This window comes from Halomonas saccharevitans, assembly GCF_900116405.1.
In the GTDB taxonomy this organism is placed as follows: Bacteria; Pseudomonadota; Gammaproteobacteria; order Pseudomonadales; family Halomonadaceae; genus Halomonas; species Halomonas saccharevitans.
Window position 1 is genome coordinate 13,153 of the sequence record NZ_FPAQ01000023.1, and the last position, 25,149, is coordinate 38,301.

Sequence of the window (25,149 nt, forward strand, 5' to 3'; positions counted from 1 at the left end):
AGGGGCACTTGGGCCCCTAGAGTGAGTCGTAGTCGCCGTCGCGGTAGCCGACGAGGATCTCGTCGCCGTTCTCCAGCAGCGGTCGCTTGAGCAGGGTGGGGTGCGCCAGCAGCAGCTCGCGGGCCGAGTTGGCGTCGAGGTTCTCCTTCTCCTCGTCGTCGAGCTGGCGCCAGGTGGTGCTGCGCTTGTTGAGCACCTCCATGAGCGGCACCCGGTGCAGGATGTGCTCCAGCAGCGGGGCCGAGAGGCCGTCCTCGCGCAGGTCGTGGACCTGGAAGGGCATGCCCACACCCTCCAGGGCCTTGCGCGCGCGGCGGCAGGTGTCGCAGTTCTTGATCACATAGAGCGTCAGCATCGGGGGCTCCTCTCGATGAAGCGGCGCAGGCGGCGCGCGGCCTCGGCGGTGGCGTCGACCTCGGCCACCAGGGCCAGGCGCAGGCGCCCGGCGCCGGGGTTCGTGCCGTCGTGCCCCGGACGCCCCACTCTATCGTCGGTCGCGGGACGACCCATGTAGGAGCCGGGCAGCACGCCGACGTTCTCCTCGGCGTAGAGCGCGCGGGCGAAGGCTGCGTCGTCGCCGCCCGGCACCGCGGGCCACAGGTAGAAGCCCGCCTCGGGGGCGGGGAAGTCTAGCACCGGGGCGAGGATCTCGGTGACCGCGGCGAACTTCTCGCGGTAGGCGTCGCGGTTGGCGCGCACGTGGTCTTCGTCGCTCCAGGCGGTGATGGAGGCGTGCTGCAGCGGCAGCGACATGGCGCAGCCATGATAGGTGCGGTAGCGCCGGAAGGGCGCGATCAGCGAGGCATCGCCGGCCACGAAGCCCGAGCGCAGCCCCGGCAGGTTGGAGCGCTTGGAGAGCGAGTGGAACACCAGGCAGCGCCGGTAGTCGTGGCGGCCCAGGCGCGCGCAGGCCTCGAGCAGCCCGGGGGGCGGCGCGGCCTCGTCCAGGTAGAGCTCGGAATAGCACTCGTCGGAGGCGATGATGAAATCATGCTCGTCGGCGAGCTCGAGCAGTCGTTTGAACTCCGCGAGCGGCGTCACCGCCCCCGTCGGGTTGCCCGGCGAGCAGACGAACACCAGCTGGACCTCGCGCCAGGTCTCCGCCGGTACCGCATCAACATCCGGACGAAAGCCCGTCTCGGCGCGACAGTCCAGGTAGAGCGGCTGGCCGCCGGCGAGCAGGGTCGCGCCCTCGTAGATCTGGTAGAACGGGTTGGGCATGGCCACCCGGGCGGGGCGGGTGCGGTCCAGCGCCGCCTGCACGAAGGCGAAGATCGCCTCGCGGGTGCCGTTGACCGGCAGCACCTGCTGGTCGGCGTCGAGGCCCGCCAGGCCGAAGCGCCGGGTCGCCCAGTCGGCGATGGCGCCACGCAGCTCCGGGATGCCGGCGGTGGCCGGGTAGCGGGCGAAGGCCTGGCGGTGCTCGTCGAGCGTCTCGAGAGCGGCGGCGTAGGGCGCGTGCTGGGGCTCGCCGATCGTCAGCGAGATGGGCGAGACCCCCTCGGGCGGTGTCACGCCGGCCCTGAGGGCGGCGAGCTTCTCGAAGGGGTAGGGCTTGAGGGCGTCGAGATCGGGGTTCATGGGTGTCCAGGTGCGCCTTGGGCGTTCGAGCGCCGGCGTCGTTATCGGTGATGACCCCGCACGGGGTGAGCTACGGGCGGGGAGGGCGTCGATTATAGGGAAGCCCCGGGGCGGCCTCAAACGCCGGCCGCCCCTCGCGCTCATCCGGCGACCGAGAGCACCTCAATGAGCCGCTCGCGCAGCAGCTGCTGCCGCTCGGGATCGGTGAGCGGCGCGCCGGCCTTGTCGGTGATGAAGAAGACGTCCTCGACCCGCTCGCCGAGAGTCGCGATCTTGGCCGCCGACAGGGCGATGTCCTGCTCCATGAAGATGCGCCCGACCCGGGCGAGCAGGCCGGGGCGGTCGGGGGCGACCACCTCGAGCAGGGTGCGCTCGTTGGCCGGGTCCTGCTCGATGCTGACCTCGGTAGGAACGCGGAAGTGCTTGAGCTGGCGCGGGGTGTGGCGGGTGACGATCTGCGGGTAGTCGTCCGGATCGTCGAGTTCCTCCACCAGGTGGCGACGGATAGCCGCGATGCGCTCGCGGTCGCGGATCGCCTGGCCGTGATCGTCGAGCACGATGAAGGTGTTCAGCGTCCAGTCGTTGCTGGAGGTGGCGATGCGGGCATCGTGGATCGACAGCCCCAGCTGGTCCATGGCGGCGGCGGTGGCGGCGAACAGATCGTCCACCGAGCGGGTGTGGATGAACACCTTGGTGCCGCCCTCGGCCATGTCGTCGGTGGGGGCGTTGATCAGGATCAGCGGCAGCTGGCTGTCGCCGTGGTCGAGGATGCCCTGAGTCTGCCAGACGATCTCGCTGGGCGCGTACTGCAGGAAATAGTCCTCGCCGAGCGACTCCCAGAGCCGGTCGACCCGGGCCATGTCGGCGCCCACCGTGGCGAGCAGCGAGTGGGCCTCGCTGCGGGTCTCCTGCACCCAGTCGTCGCGCTCCAGGGGGTTCTCCAGGCCACGGCGCAGGGCGCGCTTGGTCTCGCCGTGCAGCTGGCGCAGCAGCGAGGCCCGCCAGCCGTTCCACAGCGTCGGGTTGGTGGCGTTGATGTCGGCCACCGTCAGCACGTAGAGGTAGTCGAGCCGGGTCTCGTCGCCGACCAGGCGGGCGAACTCGGCGATCACGTCGGGGTCGGTGATGTCGCGCTTCTGGGCCACCATGGACATCATCAGGTGGTGCTCCACCAGCCAGCTGACCAGGCGGGTGTCGCGGCTGGAGAGCCCGTGGCGCTCGCAGAAGCGCTCGGCGTCCCGGGCGCCGAGGATCGAGTGGTCGCCGCCGCGGCCCTTGCCGATGTCGTGGTAGAGCCCGGCGATCCACAGAAGCTCCAGCTTGGGCAGCTGGTGGATCAGGGTGGCGGCCACCGGGTACTCCTCGCGGGCCTCCGGCTTGCGAAAGCCGTGGATGCACTTGAGCAGGCGCAGGGTGTGGGCGTCCACGGTGTAGATGTGGAAGAGGTCGTGCTGCATCAGCCCCACGGCCTGGCCGAACTCGGGCAGGTACTTGCCGAGCAGGCCGTAGCGGTTCATGCGCCTGAGCTGGCGGGCGACGTTGCCGCCGGAGCGCAGCAGGGCCATGAAAAGGCTCTGGTGGCGCAGGTCGTCGCGATAGAGATCGTCGATCTGGTGGCGATTGTCGCGCAGCAGGCGGATGGTGGCGGCACGCACGCCCTCGATCTCCGGATGCTCGGCCATCAGCAGGAAGAGCTCGAGCAGCGCCGAGGGGCGCTTGTGGAAGACGTTGCGCGAGCGCGCCTGGATGTAGCCGCCCTTGATCTCGAAGCGCTCGTTGAGCGGCACCGTGGGCAGCGCCTGGCCGGCGTGCAGGATGGCCTCGTCGAAGTGCTGCAGCAGCATGTCGTTGAGCCCGGCCAGCGCCGTGACGTGGCGATAGTAGCGCTTCATGAACTGCTCGACGGCCAGGCGTTCCGGGGTGTCGCGGAAGCCGAACAGCTCGGCGATGGTGCGCTGGTGGTCGAACAGCAGCCGATCCTCGGCCCGGTCGGTGAGCATGTGCAGGGCGTAGCGGACCTGCCACAGGAAGGCCTGGCCCTGGCTCAGGATGCGCAGCTCGGCATCGTTCATGAAGCTGCCGGCGACCAGGTCCTCGTAGCGCTGGGTGTCGAAGTGGCGCTTGGCCACCCAGCCGATCATCTGGATGTCGCGCAGCCCGCCGGGTGAGCTCTTGATGTTGGGCTCGAGGTGGTACTCGGAGTTGTTGTAGCGGTAGTGGCGGCTGATCTGTTCCTGCCACTTGGCCTCGAAGAAGCGATCCGCCGGCCATAGCCGGTCGGTGGCAAGCCGCGCCTGCATCGCCTCGCGCAGCCGCTCGGGGCCGGCCAGGGTGCGGGTCTCGAGCAGGTTGGTGATCACCGTCACGTCGGCCTCGGCCTCGCGCTCGCAGTCGGTGAGCGAGCGCACGCTGTGACCGATCTCCAGGCCGATGTCCCACAGGAAGGTGATGAAGGCGGTCAGCGGCTCGCGGTAGGGCGCGTCGTCGTCCGCCTCGAGTAGCAGCAGCAGGTCGACGTCGGAGTGGGGATGCAGCTCGCCGCGGCCGTAGCCCCCCACGGCGAGCAGCGCCACGCCCTCGTCGGGCCAGTCGTGCTGCTCCCAGGCGATGGCCAGCAGGCGGTCCAGGCACCAGGCCCGGCCGTGCACCAGATCGCGGATGTCGGCACCGGCGCGGAAGCGCTCGTCGAGGCGGGCCTGGATGCTCCGCAGCGCCGCCTTGAAGGGGGCGATGGGGGAACGCTCGCCGGCGAGTTCGGCCCGGAAGGCCTCGACGTCGAAGAGGCTCTGGTCGGGCACGAAGCGATAGTGGTGCAGCAGCATGGCGTCGACTCAGCGGTCGAGGAAGGAGAGGTCTTCGTCGCTACGCGCGGTCAACACCTCGACCCCCGTCGCGGTGACCAGTAGCGTGTGCTCCCACTGGGCGGTGAGGCCCTTGTCCTTGGTCACGGCCGTCCAGCCATCGCGCAGCACCTTGGTCTGGTGGCTGCCGACGTTGATCATCGGCTCGATGGTGAAGCACATGCCCTCTTCGAGGGCGATATCGGCCTCGGGGGCGTAGCCGTCGTAGTGCAGGATCTGCGGGTCCTCGTGGAAGCCGGCGCCGATCCCGTGGCCGCAGAAGTCGCGCACCACCGAGTAGCCGTTCTCCTCGGCGTGGGACTGGATGGCGCGGGCCAGTTCGGACAGGCGCGCGCCCGGGCGCACCAGGGCCATGCTGCGGTAGAGGCACTCCTGGGTGACGCGGCACAGGCGCTCGCCCTGGATGCTTTCGCCGACGATGAACATCATGCTGGTGTCGCCGTGATAGCCGTCGGCGGTCTTCACGGTGATGTCGATGTTCATGATGTCGCCTTTCTTGAGCTTCTTGGCGTCATCGGGGATGCCGTGGCAGACCACGTGGTTGATCGAGGTGCAGATCGACTTGGGAAAGCCGTGATAGTTCAGCGGCGCGGGGGTCGAGCCGAGCTCGTTGACGATGAAGTCGTGGCAGCGCCGGTCGAGTTCGCCGGTGCTCACGCCGGCCTTCACGTGCGGGATGATCATCTCGAACACGCTGGCGGCCTGGCGGCCGGCTTCGCGCATCTTCTCGATCTCGTCGGGCGTCTTGATGGGTACGTTCATGGAATCTCGAATCAGCGGTGGGGCCGCCCGGAAAACGGCAGGGACGGGGAGCGGGTGACTTCATCTTGGAGGCCATCCATGGTATAAAGCTGCGCGCTTTCCTGCAATCGCGGAGCCCATGTCGGTCCATCGGCACCTCGGCGAGGCACGAGGGAGTGCGTCAATCAATGCAATGCCTTGAAAACACACATGCACCGGCACATGGTCCCGGGTGCTGTCGTGGCCATCCTCGATGACGCGACGGTCGGATCCATGGGGTGCGTGGAGGCCTAACCCGATTTTCCAGGAGTCATCCATGGCACACGTCAACATGCGTGACCTGCTCAAAGCAGGTGCTCACTTCGGTCACCAGACCAAGTACTGGAACCCGAAGATGTCCAAGTTCATCTTCGGTGCCCGCAACAAGATTCACATCATCAACCTCGAGCACACTCTGCCGGCCCTCAACGAGGCCATCGATGTGGTCGAGAAGATGGCAGCGGCCAACAACAAGATCATGTTCGTCGGCACCAAGCGCAGCGCGAGCAAGATCATCAAGGAAGAGGCTAACCGCGTCGGTCAGCCGTTCGTCAACCACCGCTGGCTCGGCGGCATGCTGACGAACTACAAGACCATCCGCGTCTCCATCAAGCGTCTGCGCGAACTCGAGGCCATGCACGAAGATGGCACCTTCGAGAAGCTGACCAAGAAGGAAGTGTTGATGGCGACCCGCGAGCAGGACAAGCTCGAGCGGTCTGTGGGCGGTATCAAGGAAATGGGCGGCCTGCCCGATGCCCTGTTCGTGATCGACGTCGATCACGAGCGCATCGCCATCAACGAGGCGAACAAGCTGGGCATCCCGGTCATCGGCGTGGTGGACACCAACTCCAACCCCGATGGCGTCGACTACGTGATCCCGGGCAACGATGACTCCATCCGCGCCATCCAGATCTACGTCAAGGCCGTCGCCGACGCCTGCGCCCGTGCTAAGGAAGGTCGTCTCGACGAGTTCGTCGAGGTGACCGAAGCCGAAGAAAGCCAGAGCGACGCGGCCGCCGAGTGATCGTCGGCCCGCCTGGGCCGGCCCGTCTGCCGTCGCTTCGGTGACGGCTCGCCGGACAGGCGCAAGGGGGCCCAGGCCCCCTTTTCTCGCTTCTTCTCCGCTATTATTCCAGGTCGAACCATTCAGAGGACACTACCATGGCAGCTATCAGCGCCTCCCAGGTCAAGGAACTGCGCGAGCGTACCGGGCTCGGCATGATGGAGTGCAAGAAGGCACTCACCGAAACCGATGGTGACATCGAGCAGGCGATCGATAACCTGCGCAAGAACTCCGGCCTCAAGGCCGCCAAGAAGGCCGGCCGCACCGCCGCCGAAGGCGCCGTGGTCACCCGTGTGGCCGATGACGGCAGCTACGGCGTGATGGTCGAGATTAACTCCGAGACCGACTTCGTCGCCCGTGACGAGAACTTCACGGCCTTCGCCGAGAAGATCGCCAACGCCTTCTTCACCGCCAAGAGCGAAGACGTGGCCGCCGTGATGGACGGCGAGCTCGAGACCGTTCGCGAGCAGCTGGTGCAGAAGATCGGCGAGAACATCAGCGTGCGTCGCTGCGTCGTGGTCGAGGCCGGCGACGGCAACCTGGTGGGCGAGTACGTCCACGGTGGCCGCATCGGCGTAATGACCGTGCTCAAAGGCGGCAACGCCGAGACGGCCCGTGACGTCGCCATGCACGTCGCCGCCATCAACCCGACCGTGGCGCATCCCGAGGACATGCCTCAGGAGCAGCTGGACGCCGAGAAGGCGATCATCCTGGCTCAGCCGGACATGGCCGGCAAGCCCGAGCAGATCGCCGAGAAGATGGTTCAGGGCCGCCTGAAGAAGTACCTGGCCGAGAACAGCCTGACCGAGCAGGCCTTCGTCAAGAACCCTGACCAGACCGTGGCCGAGTTCGCCAAGGCCGCCGGCGGCGAAGTGATCGGCTTCACCCGCTTCGAAGTGGGCGAGGGCATCGAGAAGGAAGAGGTCGACTTCGCCACAGAAGTCATGGAACAGGCCAAGCGCAGCTAAGGTCGCAGGTTCCAGAGTGACGATGGCGTGCGCGTAAGCGCACGCCATCGCGTATCCGGCCGGTAGATCCGGCCACCCCACCAGGTCCCATGCGTCGAGAATCCCGGAGACATCCCATGACCAGCGCCGATCAACCCGCCCCCAGCAAGCCCGAGAAATCCCGTTCCGAGGTGTCCAAGTACAAGCGTATCCTGCTCAAGCTGTCCGGTGAGGCCCTCACCGGAGATGCCGACTTCGGCATCGACCCCAAGGTGCTGGATCGCCTGGCGCTGGAGATCGGCCAGCTGGTGGGGATCGGCGTTCAGGTCGGCATCGTGGTCGGCGGCGGCAACCTGTTCCGCGGTGCGGCCCTGCACGAGGCGGGCATGGACCGCGTCACCGGCGACCACATGGGCATGCTGGCCACCGTAATGAACGCCCTGGCCATGCGCGACGCCCTGGAACGCTCCAACATCCGTTCGCGGGTGATGTCGGCGATTCCCATGAGCGGCGTGGTGGAGCATTACGACCGTCGCACCGCCATCCGCTACCTGACCTCCGGCGACGTGGTGATGTTCTCGGCCGGCACCGGCAACCCCTTCTTCACCACCGATTCCGCGGCCTGCCTGCGCGGCATCGAGATCGACGCCGACGTGGTGGTCAAGGCCACCAAGGTGGATGGGGTCTACGACAAGGATCCCGTCAAGCACGCCGATGCGGTCAAGTACGAGCAGCTGTCCTATGATGATGCGCTCGACCAGAAGCTCGGCGTGATGGATTTGACCGCTATCTGCCTGGTGCGGGACCATGACATGCCGGTGCGGGTCTTCAACATGAACAAGCCTGGCGCCCTGCTGAACCTGGTGGTGGGTGGCAAGGAAGGCACGCTGATTGACAGAGGGTGAGACAGTGATCGACGACATCAAGAAGGATGCGGAAAGCCGCATGAAGAAGAGCCTCGAGGCCCTTCATTCCAACTTCAACAAGATCCGTACCGGTCGGGCGCATCCCAGCATCCTGGATGCGGTGACCGTTGAGTATTACGGCAGCCAGATGCCGCTCAACCAGGTGGCCTCGGTCAACGTCGAGGACGCCCGCACCCTGACCGTGGTGCCCTGGGAGCAGAGCATGGTGCCGAAGATCGAGAAGGCCATCATGACCTCCGACCTGGGCCTCAACCCGGCAAGCGCCGGTAACGTGATTCGCGTGCCGATGCCGATGCTGACCGAGGAGACCCGCAAGGGCTACATCAAGCAGGCCCGCCAGGAAGCCGAGCACGCCCGCGTGGCGGTGCGCAACGTGCGCCGCGATGCCAACGGGGATTTCAAGTCGCTGCTCAAGGACAAGGACATCACCGAGGACGAGCAGCACCAGGGCGAGGACGCGATCCAGAAGCTGACCGACAGCATCGTCGCCGAGATCGACAAAGCGCTGGAGTCCAAGGAACGCGACCTGATGCAGGTCTGAGGACGGCGATCGGCGCAGGCGAGCGCCGCCGGCGACGGATCGCCCCACGGCGAGCCGCGGGCCCTCGGTCCGCGGCTCGCCGGCCTTCATGCTCTTACCCGCCATGCGAGACATCATGACGTCACCGCAGTCCCCCCGCGGCGCGGCCGCTGCCGACCCCGCCGCCTCCGAGGCCCCGCTGCCGCGCCATGTCGCGATCATCATGGACGGTAACAACCGCTGGGCGAAGGCGCGCGGCCTGTCCGGCATCCGCGGCCATCACGCCGGCGTCGAGGCGGTGCGAGCCGTCATCCGCCGCGCCGCCGAGCGCGGCATCGAGACCCTGACGTTGTTTGCCTTCTCCAGCGAGAACTGGAAGCGCCCCGCCAGCGAGGTCAATGCCTTGATGGAGCTCTTCCTGATGGCGCTCCAGCGCGAGGTGAAGAAACTGCATCGCCACGGTCTGCGCCTCTCCGTGATCGGCGATCGCTGCGGCTTCTCCGCCTCGATCCAGAAGCATATCGAGAGCGCCGAGGCGCTGACCCGCGACAACACCGGCCTGCACCTGGTGATTGCGGCGAACTACGGCGGTCGCTGGGACATCGCCTGCGCCGCGCGTCGCCTGGCCGAGCGAGTGGCCGCCGGCGAACTCGCCCCCGAGGCGATCGACGAGCAGGCCATGGACGAGGCGGTGAGCCTCGCCGGCGATGCGCCGGTGGATCTGTGCATCCGCACCAGCGGCGAGCAGCGCATCTCCAACTTCTTGCTCTGGCAGATGGCCTACGCCGAGCTGCATTTCACGCCCGTGCTGTGGCCGGATTTCGACGGCGAGGCCTTCGATTCTGCCCTGGCCGATTACCAGGGGCGCAAGCGGCGCTTCGGCATGACCGACGAACAGCTCGAAGCGCAGCTGGGGGAGTAACACGTGCTCAGACAACGCATCATCACCGCGGCCTGGCTGGCCCCCCTGGCCCTGTTCGGCCTGTTCGGCCTCGACGGCGCGGGGTTCGGCCTCTTTACCGCGGCCATCGTGCTGCTCGCCGGCTGGGAGTGGGCCAACCTCGCCGGCGTTGCCGCGCCGGGGCGCCGCCTGCTGCCGGTAGCCGGCCTGGCCGTGCTGATCGCGCTGTGCTGGGCCAGCGGCGTGGCCTGGGAGAGCTGGCCGCTGTGGCTCGGCGCGCTGGGCTGGCTGGTCAACCTCTACTGGGTGACCGGCTACCCCCAGCGCCTGGCGCAGTGGCAGTCGACCGGCATGCGTCTGGGCATGGGCCTGTGGGTGCTGTTGCCGACCTGGATCGGTTTCAACGTGCTGCGCGAGAGCGGCGCCGTCTGGCTGCTCTTCGTGCTGCTGCTGGTGTGGGGCGCCGATATCGGCGCCTACTTCGTCGGCCGAGCGTTCGGGCGTCGCAAGCTGGCGCCCGCCGTCAGCCCCGGCAAGACGTGGGAGGGCGTGTCCGGGGGCCTCGCGGTCACCGCCGCGCTGGCGGTCGGCTTCGCCGTCTGGCAGGGCCTCGGCCTCGCCTCCGGCCTGGCACTGCTGGGCGCTACCCTGGTGGTGACCCTGGCCTCGGTGCTGGGCGATCTGCTCGAGAGCATGCTCAAGCGTCATCGCGGCATCAAGGACTCCAGCCGGCTGTTGCCGGGTCACGGCGGGGTGCTCGACCGCATCGACAGCCTGACCGCGGCGGTACCGCTGTTCGCGCTGCTGCAGGGTGGCGTACTGTGATGCCGCGTCGTGTGACCGTGCTGGGCGCGACCGGCTCCATTGGCACCAGCACCCTGGAGGTGCTGGCTCGCCACCCGGATCGCTACCGGGTGCACGCGCTGACCGCCCATCGCTCCCGGGAGGCGCTGCTGGCCCAGTGCCGGGTTCACCGTCCGGCGCTGGCCGTGCTCGACGCCGAGGGCGACGCCGCCTGGCTGCGCGCGCGCCTGGGCGAGGCGGGCTTGGCTACCGAGGTGCGCGCCGGCGCCGAGGCTCTGGTCGAAGTCGCCGAGGCCGCCGAGGTGGACACCGTGATGGCGGCCATCGTCGGGGCCGCCGGCCTGCTGCCGACGCTCGCCGCCGTGCGTGCCGGCAAGCGGGTACTGCTGGCCAACAAGGAGGCCCTGGTGATGTCCGGGGCGCTGTTCATGGACGCGGTGGCGCGCCACGGCGCCACCCTGCTGCCCATCGATTCCGAACATAATGCCATCTATCAGTGTCTACCCGTCGAGCATCGCGGCGGGCTGGCGCGTCACGGCGTGACCCAGCTGCTGCTGACCGCCTCGGGCGGCCCCTTTCGCGGCTGGACGGCGGCTGATCTCGCCGCCGTGACCCCGGATCAGGCCTGCGCCCACCCCAACTGGTCGATGGGACGCAAGATCTCGGTGGACAGCGCCAGCCTGATGAACAAGGGGCTCGAGCTGATCGAGGCATGCTGGCTCTTCGATGCCCGCCCCGATCAGGTGCAGGTGGTGGTGCACCCGCAGAGTGTGATCCACTCCATGGCCGCCTACAGCGACGGCTCGGTGATCGCCCAGCTGGGCAACCCGGACATGCGCACGCCGATCGCCTATGGGCTGGCCTGGCCGGAGCGCATCGAGGCCGGCGTCGAGGCGCTGGATCTGTTCCAGGTCGCGCGGCTCGACTTCGAGCCGGCCGATGAAATCGCCTTCCCCTGCCTGCGCCTGGCCCGCGAGGCCATGGCGGCCGGGGGGACAGCGCCGGCGGTGCTCAACGCCGCCAACGAGGTGGCGGTGGAGGCCTTCCTCGATGGCCGCCTCGGCTTCACCGGCATCGGCGAGCTGGTGGCGCGGGTGCGCGACACGCGCCCGGTCGAGGCCGCCCGGGATCTCGAGACCGTCCTCGCGGCCGATGCCCTCGCTCGGCAGGCGGCACATGACTGGCTGGCGCGGCAATGAGGCGCGCGCCATGACGCTGTTGACTGCAAGGAGATTGCCGTGGGCCTGATCCAGAACGTGCTGGCCGTCATCGTGGTACTTGGCCTGTTGATCACCTTTCACGAGTTCGGCCACTTCTGGGTGGCGCGGCGCTGCGGCGTCAAGGTGCTGCGCTTCTCGGTGGGCTTCGGCAAGCCGCTGTGGTCGCGCCGGGACCGCCACGGTACCGAGTTCGCGGTGGCTGCCATTCCGCTGGGCGGCTACGTAAAGATGCTCGACGAGCGCGAGGGTCCCGTCGACCCCGCCGAGCAGCACCTCGCCTTCAACAACAAGACCGTCTGGCAACGTATCGCGGTGGTCTCCGCCGGCCCTCTGGCCAACTTCCTGCTGGCCATCGTCGCCTACTGGGCGCTGTTCGTGGCGGGCACCACCACGGTGGCGCCGGTGGTCGGCAGCGTGGCCCCCGACTCCCCGGCCAGCCAGGGTGGGCTCGTACCGGGTCAGGAGATCACCGCGGTGCAGGGCGCAGCGGTGCGCTCCTGGGAGGAGATCAACCTCAAGCTGGTGTCGGCGATCGGTGAGAGCGGTGCGCTCACGGTGGCGGCGCGTGACGACGCTACCGCCGTTCCCCGGACCTATCGACTGCCGGTCGAGGACTGGCTGGTGCGACAGGACCCGCCGCGTCCGTTGGCAACCCTGGGCGTCACGCCCTGGCGTCCCGAGATCCCGGCGGTGTTGGGTCAGGTGGTCGAGGGCGAGGCCGCCGCCGAGGCCGGCCTGCAGGCCGGTGACGAGGTGGTGGCGGTCAACGGTGAGCCGGTGGCCGACTGGATGGCCTTCGTCGATCGCGTGCGCGAGAGCCCTGGCGAGACCCTCGAGGTCGCGGTACGCCGCAACGGCGAGCGGCGCTCGCTCTCCCTCACGCCCCGGCACCGCGTACAGGAGGCAGGGGAGGCTATCGGCTATATCGGCGCCGGCGCCGAGCCCGTCTCCTGGCCCGAGGAGTATCGCCGCGAGATCCGCTATGGGCCGCTGGCCGCCGTCGGCGAGTCGCTTGCGCGCACCGGCGAGATGACGGTGCTGACCCTGGGCGCCATTCGCAAGATGGTGGTGGGGCTGATCTCGCCGTCGAACCTCTCCGGCCCGATCACCATCGCGCGCATCGCCGGGGATTCGGCGCGCAGCGGTCTCGAGAGCTTCGTCAGCTTCCTGGCCTACCTCTCGATCAGCCTCGGGGTGCTGAATCTGCTGCCGATCCCGGTGCTCGACGGCGGCCACCTGCTCTATTACTTCGTCGAAGTGGTGCGTGGTCGTCCGGTCTCCGAGCAGGCCCAGGCGGTGGGGTTGCGCATCGGCCTGGCCCTGGTCGGCACCCTGATGCTGATGGCGCTCTATTTCGACCTGATGCGGCTCTGGTAGCCGGGCGTCGGCTTGTCAGTGGCCATGACAAATGTATAAGGTGCCTGTCTGGACCGGACGGCAGACCAACGCGAGCGAATCGATTGCATGAAAATCAAGACCATCGGACTGGCGGCGCTGCTGCTTGCCGGTGCCCAGGCGGCACTGGCGGATCCCTTTGACGTATCCGACATCAGGGTGGAAGGACTGCAGCGGGTCTCTCCCGCCTCCGTGTTCAACGCCTTCCCCGTCAGTGCCCGCGACCGGGTCGACGAGCGCGAACTGGCCGAGGCGGCTCGCGAGCTCTTCGCCACCGGCCTCTTCGAGGACGTGAGCCTGGCCCGCGAGGGCGATGTGCTGATCATTCAGGTGGTCGAGCGGCCGACGCTGGCGCGTCTCAATATCGAGGGCAACAGCCAGATTCCCGATGAGGACCTGCGCGATGGCCTCAAGCAGGCCGGCCTCGACGAGGGGCAGGTCCTGCAGCTCTCGACCCTCGAGGAGATCCAGCGCGAGCTGGAGGGTGTCTACCAGTCCCAGGGGCGCTACAGCGCCCGTATCGACACCTCCGTCGAGGAGGTGGGCGAGGGGCAGGTCCAGGTCAACATCGATATCGATGAGGGCGCGGTCGCCAAGATTCGCCAGATCAACATCGTCGGCAACCGCGACTTCGACGACGAGCGCCTGCGAGAGCTCTTCGAGCTCGAGGACTCCCCGGGCTGGTTCTTCGGCTGGTTCTCCAGCGACGAGTACTCCCGCGAGGCCCTGGCCGGCGATCTCGAGCGGCTGCGCTCCTTCTACCTGGATCGCGGCTACGTGAACTTCGCCATCGAGTCCTCCCAGGTCTCGATCAGCCCCGACAAGTCGAAGATCTTCGTCACCGTCAACGTCGACGAGGGGCGCCAATACCGCCTCGGCGACATCCGCTTCTCCGGTGACCTGCGCATCGCCGAGCGCGAGGCCCGGGAACTGCTCGAGGTCGAGAGCGGCGAGATCTTCTCGCGCAGCGACGTCACCGCCTCCACGGAGGCCCTGCGCTCGCGACTCGGCGCCGAGGGCTTCGCCTTCGCCAACGTCGATGGCATCCCCGAGGTCGCCGCCGCCGGCGACACCGTGGATCTGATCTTCCGTGTCGAGCCCGGCGAGCGCGCCTACGTGCGTCGCATCGAGTTCACCGGCAACACCACCACCCAGGACGAGGTGCTGCGCCGGGAAATGATCCAGATGGAGGGCGCGCCGGCCTCCACCGAGTCGATCAGCCGCTCGAAGCAGCGCCTGGAGCGCCTGGGCTTCTTCAAGCAGGTCGACGTCGAGACGCGGCCCGTGGCCGGCCAGCCCGACAAGCTCGACGTCACCTACACGGTGGAAGAGCAGCCCTCGGGCTCGATCTCGGCGAGCATCGGCTTCTCCCAGAGCGCCGGGGTGATCTACGGCGCCTCGCTCTCCCAGAACAACTTCCTGGGCACCGGTAACCGCGTCAACATCGGCGCCCAGCGCAGCGACACCTATACCAGCCTGAATTTCGGCTTCACCGATCCCTACTGGACTCTCGACGGCATCTCCCGCGGCTACAACCTCTTCTACCGCGAGACCGATTACGAGGATTCCGACATCTCGACCTACTCCACCGACTCCTTCGGTGGCGGGATCAACTTCGGCTATCCGATCAACGAGCTGACTCGCCTGAACTTCGGTGCCAGCGTCGAGGATCTGTCGATCAAGACCTACCGCGACACCTCCTCTGAGGTCCAGCGCTACGTCGAAGATCAGGGCGGCGACGCACAGAGCCTGAAGCTCTCGGCCAGCTGGACCCGCAACAACCTCAACCGCGGCATCATGCCGACCGCCGGCAGCTACCAGCGTCTGTCGCTGGAGTCCGCGGTGCCGGGCAGCGATGCCGAGTACTACAAGCTGCGCGCCCGGGCCCGCCAGATCTTCCCGTTCAACGAGGAGCAGACCTGGGGGCTGAAGTTCAGCGGCGAGCTGGGCTACGCCGACACCGTCGGCAACGATCCCTATCCGTTCTATGAGAACTTCTTCTCCGGCGGCCTCGGGTCGGTGCGCGGTTTTACCGGCAATACCCTGGGCACGCCCACCACGCCACCGGAAGGCACCAGCGGTGAGGATCGCACCCTGGGCGGCAACGTCCTGGTCGAGGGTAGCGCCGAGGTGCTCTTCCCGGTGCCCTTCGTCGAGGATCAGCGCTCGCTGCAGGCCTCGCTGTTCCTGGACGCCGGTAACACCTTCCTCACCGACTGCTATCCGGTGCGCGATGAAGAAGCCGGTCGCCAGCGCTGCGAGTCCGGCGTGGATCTGGGCGAGCTGCGCTACAGCGCCGGCCTCGGGCTCTCCTGGTTGACGCCGGTGGGGCCGCTGACCTTCAGCGTCGCCGAGCCGCTCAACGAAAAGGACGGGGACGATACCCAGTTCTTCCAGTTCTCGCTGGGTCAGACGTTCTGATCCGGCCCCGTTCCGAGGAATCTCGCCGCATGCGCACGCTCCCCGCCGCCCTCTGCCTCGGCCTGCTGGTCGCCACCACCGCGTCGGCCCAGGCCGATGAGGTGGCCGTGCTCGACTGGCGCGCCGCGCTGATGGAGACCGATGCCGCCGAGCGCACCATGACCGCGCTGAGCAATCGTCTCGCCGACCGGCAGCAGGAGGCGAAGGCCCTGGGCGAGGAGCTCCAGCAGATGCAGCAGCGCCTGCAGGCCTCGGGCGAGAGCATGACCGAAACCGAGCGGCGTACTACCCTCCAAGCGTTTCAGCGCAAGGGGCAGCGCTTCGAGACGCTGCGCCGTGAGATCGCCCAGGCGCGCCGCGAGGCCGAGCAGGGCTTCCTCCAGGAGGCCGAGCCCAGGCTGGATCAGGCGGTCCGGCAGGTCATCGAGCGCCATGGCGTCGCGGTGCTGGTGGATCCCAACGGCGTGCTGCACGCCGAGCAGGACCTGCAGGACCTGACCGGCGAGGTCACCGAACGCCTCAACGCCCTCTACTAGCCGGCCGTCCCCATACGATAGTGAGTTTCCATGAATCAAGACGCCCGAACCCTCACACTGGCAGAGATCGCCACGCGCCTGGGAGCCCGCCTCAAGGGCGACGGCGAGCGGCGGGTGAGCGGCCTGGCCACGCTACGCGACGCCACGCCGGATCAGGTGGCCTTCCTCGCCAACCGTGCCTACCTCAAGGACCTGCCCGAGACGCGTGCCGCCGCGGTGCTGCTGGCACCTGCTCACGGCGAGGCCTGCCCGGTGGCGAGCCTGGAGCTGGATAACCCTTACCTCGGCTATGCAGAACTCTCGCGCCTCTTCGATCCCCTGGTCGGGCGGACGCCGTCCGGCACTCATCCCACGGCAGTGGTCGCCGATGACGTTCGCCTGGGCGAGAACGTGGCCATCGGTCCTCAGGCGGTGATCGAGGAAGGGGTCGAGTTGGGCGACGACGTCGTGATCGGTGCCGGCTGCGTGGTGGGCGCGGATTCGCGCATCGGCGAAGGCTCGCGCCTGCACGCCAACGTCACGGTCTGCCACGGGGTGGTGATCGGCCAGCGTGCCATCCTCCACAGCGGCTGCGTGATCGGCGGCGACGGCTTCGGCTTCGCCCACGACGGCGGGCGCTGGCACAAGATCGCCCAGCTGGGCGGGGTGATACTGGGCGACGACGTCGAGATCGGCAGCTGCTCGAGCATCGACCGCGGGGCACTCGGCGACACCGTGATCGGCGACGACGTGAAGATCGACAGCCAGGTGCAGATCGCCCACAACGTGCAGATCGGCGACCACAGCGCCCTGGCCGGCTGCGTGGGCATCGCCGGCTCCACCCGGGTGGGCAAGCACTGCATGCTGGGCGGCGGCGTGGGGCTCTCCGGCCACCTGACCATCGCCGACGGCGTGCAGGTCACCGGCATGAGCCTGGTGACCAATTCGCTCCTCGAGCCCGGCATCTACTCCTCGGGCACCGGCGCCATGGACAACGCCCAGTGGCGTCGCAACGCGGTGCGCTTCAAGCAGCTCGACGACATCGCGCGTCGTCTGTCGCGTCTCGAGAAGGTCGGTCGCAGCGGTTGAGGCCCGACCACAGGGCGGTATAATCCTCCGCCTGTCTTCGCCGGCGCCCGAGCGCCGGCCGTGCCCCTCCCCGGGAAGGGCATCCTGTCATTTCAGAGGTTGCTACGATGGTAATGGACATCAACGAGATCCGTGAGTATCTGCCCCACCGCTATCCTTTCCTGCTGGTGGATCGGGTCACGGAGCTCACGCTGGGAGAATCCATCGTTGCCTACAAGAATGTCAGCATCAATGAGCCCTTCTTCAACGGCCACTTCCCGCACCACCCGATCATGCCCGGCGTGCTGGTGGTCGAGGCCCTGGCCCAGGCCTGCGGCATCCTCGGCTTCAAGACCGTCAACAAGCTGCCCGCCGACGGCTACGTCTACTACCTCGTCGCCAGCGACAACGTGCGCTTCAAGCGCCCGGTGATGCCCGGCGACCAGCTGGTGCTCGAGGCCCGGGTCGAGCGCACCAAGCGCGGCATCTGGAAGTTCGCCTGCCGCGCCACCGTGGACGGCGAGCTGGCCTGCGAGGCCGACATCACCTGTGCCGAGAGGAAGGTCGCTTGATACACCCCACCGCCCTCATCGATCCCGCGGCGCGCCTGGCCGATGATGTCGAGGTAGGCCCCTTCACGGTGATCGGGGCCGATGTCGAGATCGGGCCCGGCAGCCGCATCGGCCCTCATGTCGTGATCAAGGGGCCCACCGTGCTGGGCGCGCGCACCCGCATCTTCCAGTTCGCCTCGGTAGGTGAGGATTGCCAGGACAAGAAGTACGCCGGCGAGCCTACCCGCCTGGTGATGGGGGACGACAACGTCATCCGCGAGGGCGTCACCCTGCACCGCGGCACCGTCCAGGATCGCGGCGAGACCGTCGTCGGCTCGCGCAACCTCTTCATGGCCTACGTCCACGTCGGCCATGACTGCGTGATCGGCAACGACGGCATCTTCGCCAACCAGGTGACCCTGGCCGGTCACGTGAAGCTCGGCGACTCCGTCATCCTCGGCGGCCTCTCGGCGGTCCATCAGTTCTGCCACTTCGGCGACCACGCCATGGCCGGCGGCGGATCGATCATCACCAAGGACACCCCGGCCTACGTGATGATCAACGGCAACCCGGCCCAGGTCCACGGCCTCAATCTGGTCGGGCTCAAGCGTCGTGGCTTCTCCAAGGAGGCCATCCGCGGGCTGAGCGAGGCCTACAAGCTGGTCTATCGCCAGGGACTGACCACCGACCAGGCGCTGGAGCAGATCCGCGCGCGTTTCGCGCTGCCCGAGACCGAGATCTTCGCCGCCTCCATCGAGGCCTCGACCCGCGGCATCATCCGCTGAGGGAGGCGCGAACATGACGGTGCGTCGCGTCTATCTCGTCGCCGGCGAGCTCTCCGGCGACATCCTCGGCGCCGGCCTGATGCGCGCGCTTAGGGCGCGTCATCCCGGCGTCGAGTTTCGCGGCATCGGCGGCCCGCGGATGATCGCGGAGGGCATCGAATCCCGCTATCCCCTGGAGACGCTTTCGGTGATGGGCCTCGTGGAGGTGCTCAAGCACCTGCCGGGGCTGGTGCGGGTGCGCCGTGCGCTGAAGCGCGACGCGCTGGCCTGGCGGCCGGACATCATGGTCGGTATCGACGCCCCGGACTTCAATCTGGGCCTCGAGCGACAGCTGCGCGAGGCCGGTATCACCACCGCCCACTACGTCAGTCCTTCCGTCTGGGCCTGGCGCCAGGGGCGCGTCAAGGGCATCGCCAGGTCCGTGGACGCCATGCTCACCTTCCTGCCCTTCGAGGCGGCCTTCTACCTGCGCCACCGGGTGCCCGTGGCCTTCGTCGGCCATCCGCTGGCCGACGAGCTGCCCCTGGAAAATGACCGGCAGGGCGCACGGACGGCCCTTGGGCTGCCGGCGCCGGAGGAGGGCGGGGCGCTGCTGGCGGTGCTGCCGGGTTCGCGCGCCAACGAAATCCGCTTTCTCGGCGAGACCTTCCTCGCGGCCGTCGAACGCCTGTGCCGGGAGCGCCCGGCGCTCTCGGTGGTGATCCCGGCCGCCACGCCGGCGCGGCACAGCGAGCTCGAGACGCTGCTGGCGACGCGCCCGTCTCTCGCGGGGCGCGTCACCCTGATCGACGGCCGGTCGCGGGAGGCCATGGTGGCTTCCGACGCCGTACTGCTGGCCTCCGGCACCGCGGCGCTGGAGGCGATGCTCTGCCATCGGGCGATGCTGGTGGCCTACAAGATGGCGCCGGCGACCCACTGGCTGGCCAAGCGGCTGGTCAACACCGAGTGGATCTCGCTGCCCAACCTGATCGCCCGCGAGACCCTAGTGCCGGAGCTGATTCAGGACGCGGCGAGCCCGGAAGCCATTGCCGCCCAGCTTGCCGAGATGTTCGACGACGAGCCGGCACGCAAGGCCCTGGAGGCGCGCTTCGCTTCGATGCATGCGGCACTTCAGCGCGACGCCAGCCGACGCGCCAGCGAGGCCATCGAGGCGCTGGTGGAGGGGCGCGCCCTACCGGCGAGCGTGGCCCCCGAGGCGGGCGAGGCCGCGATCGTCGAGGGTGAGCGATGACCGCGCGTCAGAAAGGCCAGGTCGTGAAAGACAAGGCGCTGCCGCCGCTGGTGATCGACTACGCCGGCGACCGGCTGGCCGGGGTCGACGAGGTGGGCCGCGGCCCGCTGATCGGTCCGGTGGTCGCCGCGGCGGTGATCCTCGATCCCGCGCGGCCCATCGAGGGGCTGAATGACTCCAAGGCGCTCACGGCGCGGCGGCGCGAGGCGCTGGACCGTGAGATCCGCAGCCGCGCGCTTTCCTTCGCCGTGGCCGAGGCCAGCGCCGCCGAGGTCGATGCGATGAACGTCTTTCATGCGACTCATCTCGCCATGCGTCGCGCCATCGATGCCCTGGCGCCGGGGGCCGAATACCTGCTGGTGGACGGTAATCGCCTGCCCGGGCATCATGTCCCCGGCCAGGCCGTGGTCAAGGGCGATGCCCGTCATCCGGCCATCGCCGCCGCCTCGATACTGGCCAAGGTCGAGCGCGACGCCGGCATGGTGGCCCTCGATGCCCGGCATCCCGACTACGGCTTCGCCCGCCACAAGGGCTATCCGACCCGCGAGCACCTGGCCGCCCTCAAGCGCCTGGGCGCGCTGCCCGAGCACCGCCGCTCCTTCGGCCCGGTCAAGCGCCAGCTGGCGCTGCTGTGAATCACAGAGCTGCAACGAGGACACCGGCGGATCGGCCTGCGAGGAGGCGCTGTGACCCCCTCCATGGGCGCTACTTTTGCCATCCATGGCAAAAGACCTCCTCTCCGGCCGGTCCCCCGCTGCCCGGCAGCGTTTGGCTGCCATACTGAGCTCTCTTGTCGCCCCTTCACTGCCAAGTAACGAGTCCGTCATGACCGCACCCTTCGTACATCTCCGCGTGCACAGCGAATTCTCCCTGGTCGACGGCCTGGTGCGTCTCAAGCCTCTGATCAAGGCCGCCGTGGCCCAGGACCTGCCGGCCGTGACGCTGACCGACGAGGCCAACCTCTTCGGTCTGGTCAAGTTCTACACGGGCGCCCAGGGCGCCGGGCTCAAGCCGATCATCGGCAGTGACCTGTGGCTGGCCAATCCCCACGACGAGGCGCACCCCTATCGCCTGACCCTGCTGGCCATGGACGACACCGGCTATCGCAACCTCACCGAACTGATCTCCCGGGGCTGGATGCACGGCCAGCGCCAGGGCCAGGCGCTGCTCGACAAGGCCTGGGTGCTGGAGCAGAGCGCGGGGCTGATCGCGCTCTCCGGCGGCCGGGAAGGGGAGATCGGGCGCCATCTGCTGAGCGACCATACCGACGAGGCGCGTGAGCTGCTCGAGGCGTGGAACGCCGCCTTCCCCGGGCGCTTCTACCTGGAGCTGACCCGCACCGGCCGCGCCCTGGAAGAAGACTGCGTACACCTCTCGGTGGAGCTTGCCATCGAGACCGGCACCCCGGTGGTGGCCACCAACGACGTGCGCTTCCTCGAGCGCGAGGACTTCTGGGCTCACGAGACCCGTGTGGCCATCGGCGAGGGCAAGGCGCTGGACGACAAGCGCCGCGAGCGGCGCTACACCGAGGAGCAGTACCTCAAGAGCCCCGAGGAGATGGCCGAGCTCTTCGCCGATATCCCCGAGGCCATCGAGAACAGCGGCATGATCGCCGCGCGCTGCAACGTCGACGTGCGCCTGGGCGAGATCTTCCTGCCCGAGTTCGAGATCCCCGAGGGGCTGACCCAAGACGAGTTCTTCCGCAAGATCTCCCACGACGGCCTGACCGAGCGCCTGGACTTCCTCTTTCCGGCCGAGCGCTACCCGAGGGACGGCCAGGAGTACGCCGAGATCGACGCCCGCTACCGCGAGCGCCTCGACTTCGAGCTCAACATCATCATCCAGATGGGCTTTCCCGGCTATTTCCTGATCGTGATGGACTTCATCCAGTGGGCCAAGGACAACGACGTCCCTGTGGGCCCGGGGCGCGGTTCCGGTGCCGGCTCGCTGGTGGCCTATGCGCAGAAGATCACCGACCTCGATCCCATCGGCTACGATCTGCTGTTCGAGCGCTTCCTGAACCCCGAGCGGGTCTCGATGCCCGACTTCGACGTCGACTTCTGCATGGAGAAGCGCGATCGGGTCATCGACTACGTGGCCGATCGCTACGGCCGCGATGCCGTCTCGCAGATCGTCACCTTCGGCACCATGGCCGCCAAGGCGGTGGTGCGCGACGTGGCGCGCGCCCAGGGCAAGCCCTACTCGCTCGGCGACAAGCTCTCCAAGCTGATCCCCTTCGAGGTCGGCATGACGCTGGCCAAGGCCATCGAGACGGAGCCTGCCCTCAAGGAGTACCTCGAGGCCGACGAGGAGGCCGCCGAGATCTGGGAGATGGCGAAGAAGCTCGAGGGCATCACCCGGGGCACCGGCAAGCACGCCGGGGGCGTGGTGATCGCGCCGACCAAACTCACCGACTTCTCGCCGCTGCTGTGCGACGAGGAGGGCAACGGCCTGGTGGTGCAGTTCGACAAGAACGACATCGAGGACGCGGGCCTGGTCAAGTTCGACTTCCTGGGCCTGCGCACCCTGACCATCATCGACTGGGCGCTGGAGATGGTCGACAAGGTGCGCGCCGTCGAGGGGCAGGGCGCACTGGACATCGACACCATCCCGCTGGACGACGCCCCGACCTTCGAGATGCTCAAGAAGGCCGAGACCACGGCGGTCTTCCAGCTCGAATCCCGCGGCATGAAGGAGCTGATCAAGCGCCTGCTGCCCGATTCGCTGGAGGACATGATCGCCCTGGTGGCGCTGTTCCGCCCCGGCCCGCTGCAGTCGGGCATGGTCGACGACTTCATCAACCGCAAGCACGGCCGGGCGGAGATCTCGTATCCGCACCCGGACTACCAGCATGAGCTCCTGAAGCCGGTGCTCGGCCCCACCTACGGCATCATCCTCTACCAGGAGCAGGTGATGCAGATCGCCCAGGTGATGGCCGGCTACAGCCTGGGCCAGGCCGACATGCTGCGTCGCGCCATGGGCAAGAAGAAGCCCGAGGAGATGGCCAAGCAGCGCGCGGGCTTCATGGAGGGCTGCGCGACCAACGGCATCGATAAGGATCTCGCCGGCAACATCTTCGACCTGGTGGAGAAGTTCGCCGGTTACGGCTTCAACAAGTCGCACTCGGCGGCCTATGCGCTGGTCTCCTACCAGACCGCCTGGCTCAAGGCGCACTATCCCGGGCCCTTCATGGCCGCGGTGATGTCCACCGAGATGGACAACCTCGACAAGGTGGTGCCGCTGATCGAGGAGTGTCGCCACCTGGGGCTCACGGTGACCCCGCCGGATGTCAACGTCGGCGGCTACAAGTTTACCGTCGATGAGCAGGCGCGGGTGGTCTATGGCCTGGGTGCGATCCGCGGCGTCGGCGAGGGCCCGATCGGCGCCATCGTCGAGGCCCGCGAGGCGGGCGGCCCCTTCGCGGATCTCTTCGACTTCTGCCGTCGGGTCGATCCCAAGCGCATGAACAAGCGCACCCTGGAGGCGCTGATCCGCTCCGGGGCGCTGGACACCCTGGGGCCGAGCCGCGCGGTGCTTACCGCGGCGTTGGAAGACGCCCTCAAGGCCGCTGCCCAGAACCAGACCAACCAGAACCTCGGCATGGTCGACATGTTCGGCGAGGCCTTCGCCGCGCCGGAAGAGGAGCAGCAGGACGCCTACGGCGACTATCGCCAGGTCCGGGAGTGGACCGACAAGGAGCGCCTGGCCGGCGAGAAGGACACCCTGGGGCTCTATCTCACCGGGCACCCCATCGACGAGTACGAGCTGGAACTCGCCCGCTTCGTCTCGACCCGCATCGGCGATCTCAAGCCGTCGCGGGAGCCCCAGCGGGTGGCCGGGCTGGTGGTCGGCGTGCGGACCATGAAGTCCAAGCGCGGCGACACCATGGCCTTCATTACCCTGGACGATCGCACCGGGCGCATCGAGGCGTCGCTGTTCGGCGAGCTCTTCGATCAGCTGCGCGGCCGGCTCGAGGCCGACCAGGTGATGATCGTCGAGGGCGAGGTCTCAAGCGACGACTACTCAGGCGGCCTGCGGCTGCGCGGCAAGGAGGTCACCCCCATGGTCGAGGCGCGCAGCCGCTTCGGACAGGCGGTGGAGCTCTCCCTGGACGGTGGTCGCCTCAACGGCCGCCTGGTCGACAGCCTGCGCGCGAGCCTCGCGCCCTACTGCGACGAGGCGGGCCTGCCGGTGCGGCTGCGCTATCGAAACGCCGAGGCCACGGGCTGGATGGAGCTTGCCGAGCAGTGGCGCGTCATCCCCTCCGATGAGCTGCTGACGGGGCTGCGTGAGGTGCAGGGTCAGGATGGCGTGCGGCTGAAGTACCGCTAGACCGGCGGTGGGCGACAGCAGCGTGCTGTGGTCCGCATGATGCCGGCGAGGGCGCCGGGGACAGGCTGAAGTGGAGGTCCGAGGACCATGGATGGCCGAGGTAGCGCCCAGGGAGGGGTTTACAGCGCCTCCACGTAAGCCTGTCGCCGGGTTAGCCCTGAGCCGCGCTTGTACCCGCTCGCTGTTGCCTTGCGCCTTGCGTTGAGGGTGCGATAATGCCTGCCACGCTTATTTTTTTGGCATCGCCTTCCCACGTGGGAGGGGCGGTGAAACACGACAAGGCGTCTGGCCAATGAATCCGAACTATCTCGACTTCGAACAGCCCATTGCCGAGCTCCAGGCCAAGATCGAGGAGCTGCGGCTGGTCGGCAACGACAGCCAGGTCAATCTCAGCGACGAGATCGGTCGTCTCGAGGAGAAGAGCCGCAAGCTCACCGAGTCGATCTTCAGGGATCTCTCTCCCTGGCAGGTCTCCCAGCTATCGCGGCATCCCCAGCGGCCCTACACCCTGGACTATCTCGAGCACGTCTTCACCGACTTCGACGAGCTCCACGGCGATCGCCACTTCGCCGACGATGCCGCCATCGTCGGGGGCATCGCGCGGCTGGACGACAAGCCGGTGATGGTCATTGGCCACCAGAAGGGCCGCGACGTGAAGGAGAAGGTGCGCCGCAACTTCGGCATGCCGCGCCCCGAGGGGTATCGCAAGGCGTGCCGGCTGATGGAGATGGCCGAGCGCTTCAAGATGCCGGTGCTCACCTTCATCGACACCCCCGGCGCCTATCCCGGCATCGACGCCGAGGAGCGCGGCCAGTCCGAGGCCATCGCCTACAACCTAGCGGTGATGTCGCGGCTCAAGACGCCGATTCTCGCCACCGTGGTGGGCGAGGGCGGCTCCGGCGGGGCGCTCGCCATCGGCGTCTGCGATGAGCTCGCCATGCTGCAGTACTCCACCTACTCGGTGATCTCCCCCGAGGGCTGCGCCTCCATCCTGTGGAAGAGCGCCGAGAAGGCGCCCGATGCGGCCCAGGCCATGGGCATTACCGCCGAGCGCCTCAAGGAGCTGGGCCTGGTCGATACCCTGATCGCGGAGCCGCTGGGCGGCGCCCACCGCCATCCGGTGACCACCGGCGAACGGATCAAGGCCTCGCTGCTGGCGAGTCTCGAGCGTCTCGAGGCAATGGACACGGAGACGATGCTCGAGCGCCGCTATGAGCGCCTGATGAGCTACGGCGCCCCGGTGTAGGC

Annotated in this window: 21 protein-coding genes; 17 read left to right on the forward strand and 4 right to left on the reverse strand. The window is 68.0% G+C overall.

Translation table 11 applies throughout. The features are described from left to right. Positions 1-16 precede the first annotated feature (16 nt). The 4 genes from BM388_RS11430 to map all read right to left on the reverse strand — a co-directional run bounded on the left by BM388_RS11430 (position 17) and on the right by map (position 5,204). Entirely contained in the window at positions 17-355 is a 339-nt protein-coding gene (locus tag BM388_RS11430; protein WP_089850247.1) for a Spx/MgsR family RNA polymerase-binding regulatory protein, read from the reverse strand. Next, positions 349-1,581, reverse strand: a complete 1,233-nt coding sequence (dapC, locus tag BM388_RS11435; protein ID WP_089850249.1) for a succinyldiaminopimelate transaminase — start codon at positions 1,579-1,581, stop codon at positions 349-351. Before dapC ends, BM388_RS11430 begins: the two co-directional genes overlap by 7 nt. A gap of 140 nt (positions 1,582-1,721) precedes the next feature. After that, the gene (locus BM388_RS11440; RefSeq protein WP_089850251.1) at positions 1,722-4,403 is read right to left on the reverse strand and encodes a [protein-PII] uridylyltransferase; all 2,682 of its coding nucleotides are present in this window, start codon (positions 4,401-4,403) and stop codon (positions 1,722-1,724) included. A 9-nt stretch (positions 4,404-4,412) separates the two neighbouring features. Beyond that, positions 4,413-5,204, reverse strand: a complete 792-nt coding sequence (gene map, locus BM388_RS11445) for a type I methionyl aminopeptidase (RefSeq protein WP_089850252.1) — start codon at positions 5,202-5,204, stop codon at positions 4,413-4,415. A gap of 295 nt (positions 5,205-5,499) precedes the next feature. Between map and rpsB the strand changes: the two genes are divergently transcribed. From rpsB to accA, 17 genes are all read left to right on the forward strand, one after another. Beyond that, positions 5,500-6,246 (forward strand): 30S ribosomal protein S2, encoded by a 747-nt coding sequence (gene rpsB / locus BM388_RS11450; RefSeq protein ID WP_089850254.1) that lies wholly within the window; start codon positions 5,500-5,502, stop codon positions 6,244-6,246. A 137-nt stretch (positions 6,247-6,383) separates the two neighbouring features. Further along, positions 6,384-7,253, forward strand: a complete 870-nt coding sequence (gene tsf, locus BM388_RS11455) for a translation elongation factor Ts (protein WP_089850256.1) — start codon at positions 6,384-6,386, stop codon at positions 7,251-7,253. Positions 7,254-7,369: 116 nt separating this feature from the next. Next, positions 7,370-8,137 carry a UMP kinase gene (pyrH, locus tag BM388_RS11460; protein ID WP_089850258.1) on the forward strand — a complete coding sequence of 256 codons (768 nt, stop codon included), beginning with the start codon at positions 7,370-7,372 and terminating at the stop codon, positions 8,135-8,137. A gap of 4 nt (positions 8,138-8,141) precedes the next feature. Beyond that, a complete protein-coding gene (gene frr / locus BM388_RS11465; protein ID WP_089850260.1) occupies positions 8,142-8,699 on the forward strand; it encodes a ribosome recycling factor in 558 nt (185 codons plus the stop codon). 115 nt (positions 8,700-8,814) lie between these two features. After that, the gene (gene uppS, locus BM388_RS11470; RefSeq protein WP_089850262.1) at positions 8,815-9,600 is read left to right on the forward strand and encodes a polyprenyl diphosphate synthase; all 786 of its coding nucleotides are present in this window, start codon (positions 8,815-8,817) and stop codon (positions 9,598-9,600) included. Between the two features lie 3 nt (positions 9,601-9,603). After that, positions 9,604-10,404, forward strand: coding sequence for a phosphatidate cytidylyltransferase (locus tag BM388_RS11475; protein ID WP_089850264.1), 801 nt, complete (start codon positions 9,604-9,606; stop codon positions 10,402-10,404). Continuing rightward, positions 10,404-11,582: a 1-deoxy-D-xylulose-5-phosphate reductoisomerase gene (gene ispC, locus BM388_RS11480; protein ID WP_089850267.1), complete on the forward strand. Its 1,179-nt coding sequence runs from the start codon at positions 10,404-10,406 to the stop codon at positions 11,580-11,582. Before BM388_RS11475 ends, ispC begins: the two co-directional genes overlap by 1 nt. A gap of 39 nt (positions 11,583-11,621) precedes the next feature. Then, positions 11,622-12,980 (forward strand): sigma E protease regulator RseP, encoded by a 1,359-nt coding sequence (gene rseP / locus BM388_RS11485; protein WP_089850269.1) that lies wholly within the window; start codon positions 11,622-11,624, stop codon positions 12,978-12,980. 87 nt (positions 12,981-13,067) lie between these two features. After that, on the forward strand, positions 13,068-15,419 hold the full coding sequence (gene bamA, locus BM388_RS11490; protein WP_245781532.1) for an outer membrane protein assembly factor BamA: 2,352 nt from the start codon (positions 13,068-13,070) through the stop codon (positions 15,417-15,419). A 29-nt stretch (positions 15,420-15,448) separates the two neighbouring features. Beyond that, positions 15,449-15,955 carry an OmpH/Skp family outer membrane protein gene (locus tag BM388_RS11495; RefSeq protein WP_089850271.1) on the forward strand — a complete coding sequence of 169 codons (507 nt, stop codon included), beginning with the start codon at positions 15,449-15,451 and terminating at the stop codon, positions 15,953-15,955. A gap of 30 nt (positions 15,956-15,985) precedes the next feature. Further along, complete coding sequence (lpxD, locus tag BM388_RS11500; RefSeq protein WP_089850274.1) at positions 15,986-17,023, forward strand: UDP-3-O-(3-hydroxymyristoyl)glucosamine N-acyltransferase; 1,038 nt, start codon at positions 15,986-15,988, stop codon at positions 17,021-17,023. A gap of 107 nt (positions 17,024-17,130) precedes the next feature. Then, entirely contained in the window at positions 17,131-17,574 is a 444-nt protein-coding gene (fabZ, locus tag BM388_RS11505; protein ID WP_089850276.1) for a 3-hydroxyacyl-ACP dehydratase FabZ, read from the forward strand. After that, positions 17,571-18,338: an acyl-ACP--UDP-N-acetylglucosamine O-acyltransferase gene (gene lpxA / locus BM388_RS11510; RefSeq protein ID WP_089850278.1), complete on the forward strand. Its 768-nt coding sequence runs from the start codon at positions 17,571-17,573 to the stop codon at positions 18,336-18,338. Before fabZ ends, lpxA begins: the two co-directional genes overlap by 4 nt. Positions 18,339-18,351: 13 nt before the next feature. Then, positions 18,352-19,569 carry a lipid-A-disaccharide synthase gene (gene lpxB / locus BM388_RS11515; RefSeq protein ID WP_089850280.1) on the forward strand — a complete coding sequence of 406 codons (1,218 nt, stop codon included), beginning with the start codon at positions 18,352-18,354 and terminating at the stop codon, positions 19,567-19,569. After that, a complete protein-coding gene (gene rnhB, locus BM388_RS11520; protein ID WP_089850282.1) occupies positions 19,566-20,204 on the forward strand; it encodes a ribonuclease HII in 639 nt (212 codons plus the stop codon). The genes lpxB and rnhB overlap by 4 nt, the downstream gene beginning before the upstream one ends. A gap of 190 nt (positions 20,205-20,394) precedes the next feature. Beyond that, on the forward strand, positions 20,395-23,901 hold the full coding sequence (dnaE, locus tag BM388_RS11525) for a DNA polymerase III subunit alpha (protein ID WP_089850284.1): 3,507 nt from the start codon (positions 20,395-20,397) through the stop codon (positions 23,899-23,901). A gap of 292 nt (positions 23,902-24,193) precedes the next feature. Further along, the gene (gene accA, locus BM388_RS11530) at positions 24,194-25,147 is read left to right on the forward strand and encodes an acetyl-CoA carboxylase carboxyl transferase subunit alpha (protein ID WP_089850286.1); all 954 of its coding nucleotides are present in this window, start codon (positions 24,194-24,196) and stop codon (positions 25,145-25,147) included. Positions 25,148-25,149: the final 2 nt, after the last annotated feature.

Coding starts and splice junctions, on each gene's coding strand:
- BM388_RS11430 (WP_089850247.1), bottom strand. CDS start 355: ATGCTGACGCTCTATGTGATCAAGAACTGCGACACCTGCCGCCGCGCG.
- dapC (WP_089850249.1), bottom strand. CDS start 1,581: ATGAACCCCGATCTCGACGCCCTCAAGCCCTACCCCTTCGAGAAGCTC.
- BM388_RS11440 (WP_089850251.1), bottom strand. CDS start 4,403: ATGCTGCTGCACCACTATCGCTTCGTGCCCGACCAGAGCCTCTTCGAC.
- map (WP_089850252.1), bottom strand. CDS start 5,204: ATGAACGTACCCATCAAGACGCCCGACGAGATCGAGAAGATGCGCGAA.
- rpsB (WP_089850254.1), top strand. CDS start 5,500: ATGGCACACGTCAACATGCGTGACCTGCTCAAAGCAGGTGCTCACTTC.
- tsf (WP_089850256.1), top strand. CDS start 6,384: ATGGCAGCTATCAGCGCCTCCCAGGTCAAGGAACTGCGCGAGCGTACC.
- pyrH (WP_089850258.1), top strand. CDS start 7,370: ATGACCAGCGCCGATCAACCCGCCCCCAGCAAGCCCGAGAAATCCCGT.
- uppS (WP_089850262.1), top strand. CDS start 8,815: ATGACGTCACCGCAGTCCCCCCGCGGCGCGGCCGCTGCCGACCCCGCC.
- ispC (WP_089850267.1), top strand. CDS start 10,404: ATGCCGCGTCGTGTGACCGTGCTGGGCGCGACCGGCTCCATTGGCACC.
- bamA (WP_245781532.1), top strand. CDS start 13,068: ATGAAAATCAAGACCATCGGACTGGCGGCGCTGCTGCTTGCCGGTGCC.
- BM388_RS11495 (WP_089850271.1), top strand. CDS start 15,449: ATGCGCACGCTCCCCGCCGCCCTCTGCCTCGGCCTGCTGGTCGCCACC.
- lpxD (WP_089850274.1), top strand. CDS start 15,986: ATGAATCAAGACGCCCGAACCCTCACACTGGCAGAGATCGCCACGCGC.
- fabZ (WP_089850276.1), top strand. CDS start 17,131: ATGGTAATGGACATCAACGAGATCCGTGAGTATCTGCCCCACCGCTAT.
- lpxB (WP_089850280.1), top strand. CDS start 18,352: ATGACGGTGCGTCGCGTCTATCTCGTCGCCGGCGAGCTCTCCGGCGAC.
- rnhB (WP_089850282.1), top strand. CDS start 19,566: ATGACCGCGCGTCAGAAAGGCCAGGTCGTGAAAGACAAGGCGCTGCCG.
- dnaE (WP_089850284.1), top strand. CDS start 20,395: ATGACCGCACCCTTCGTACATCTCCGCGTGCACAGCGAATTCTCCCTG.
- accA (WP_089850286.1), top strand. CDS start 24,194: ATGAATCCGAACTATCTCGACTTCGAACAGCCCATTGCCGAGCTCCAG.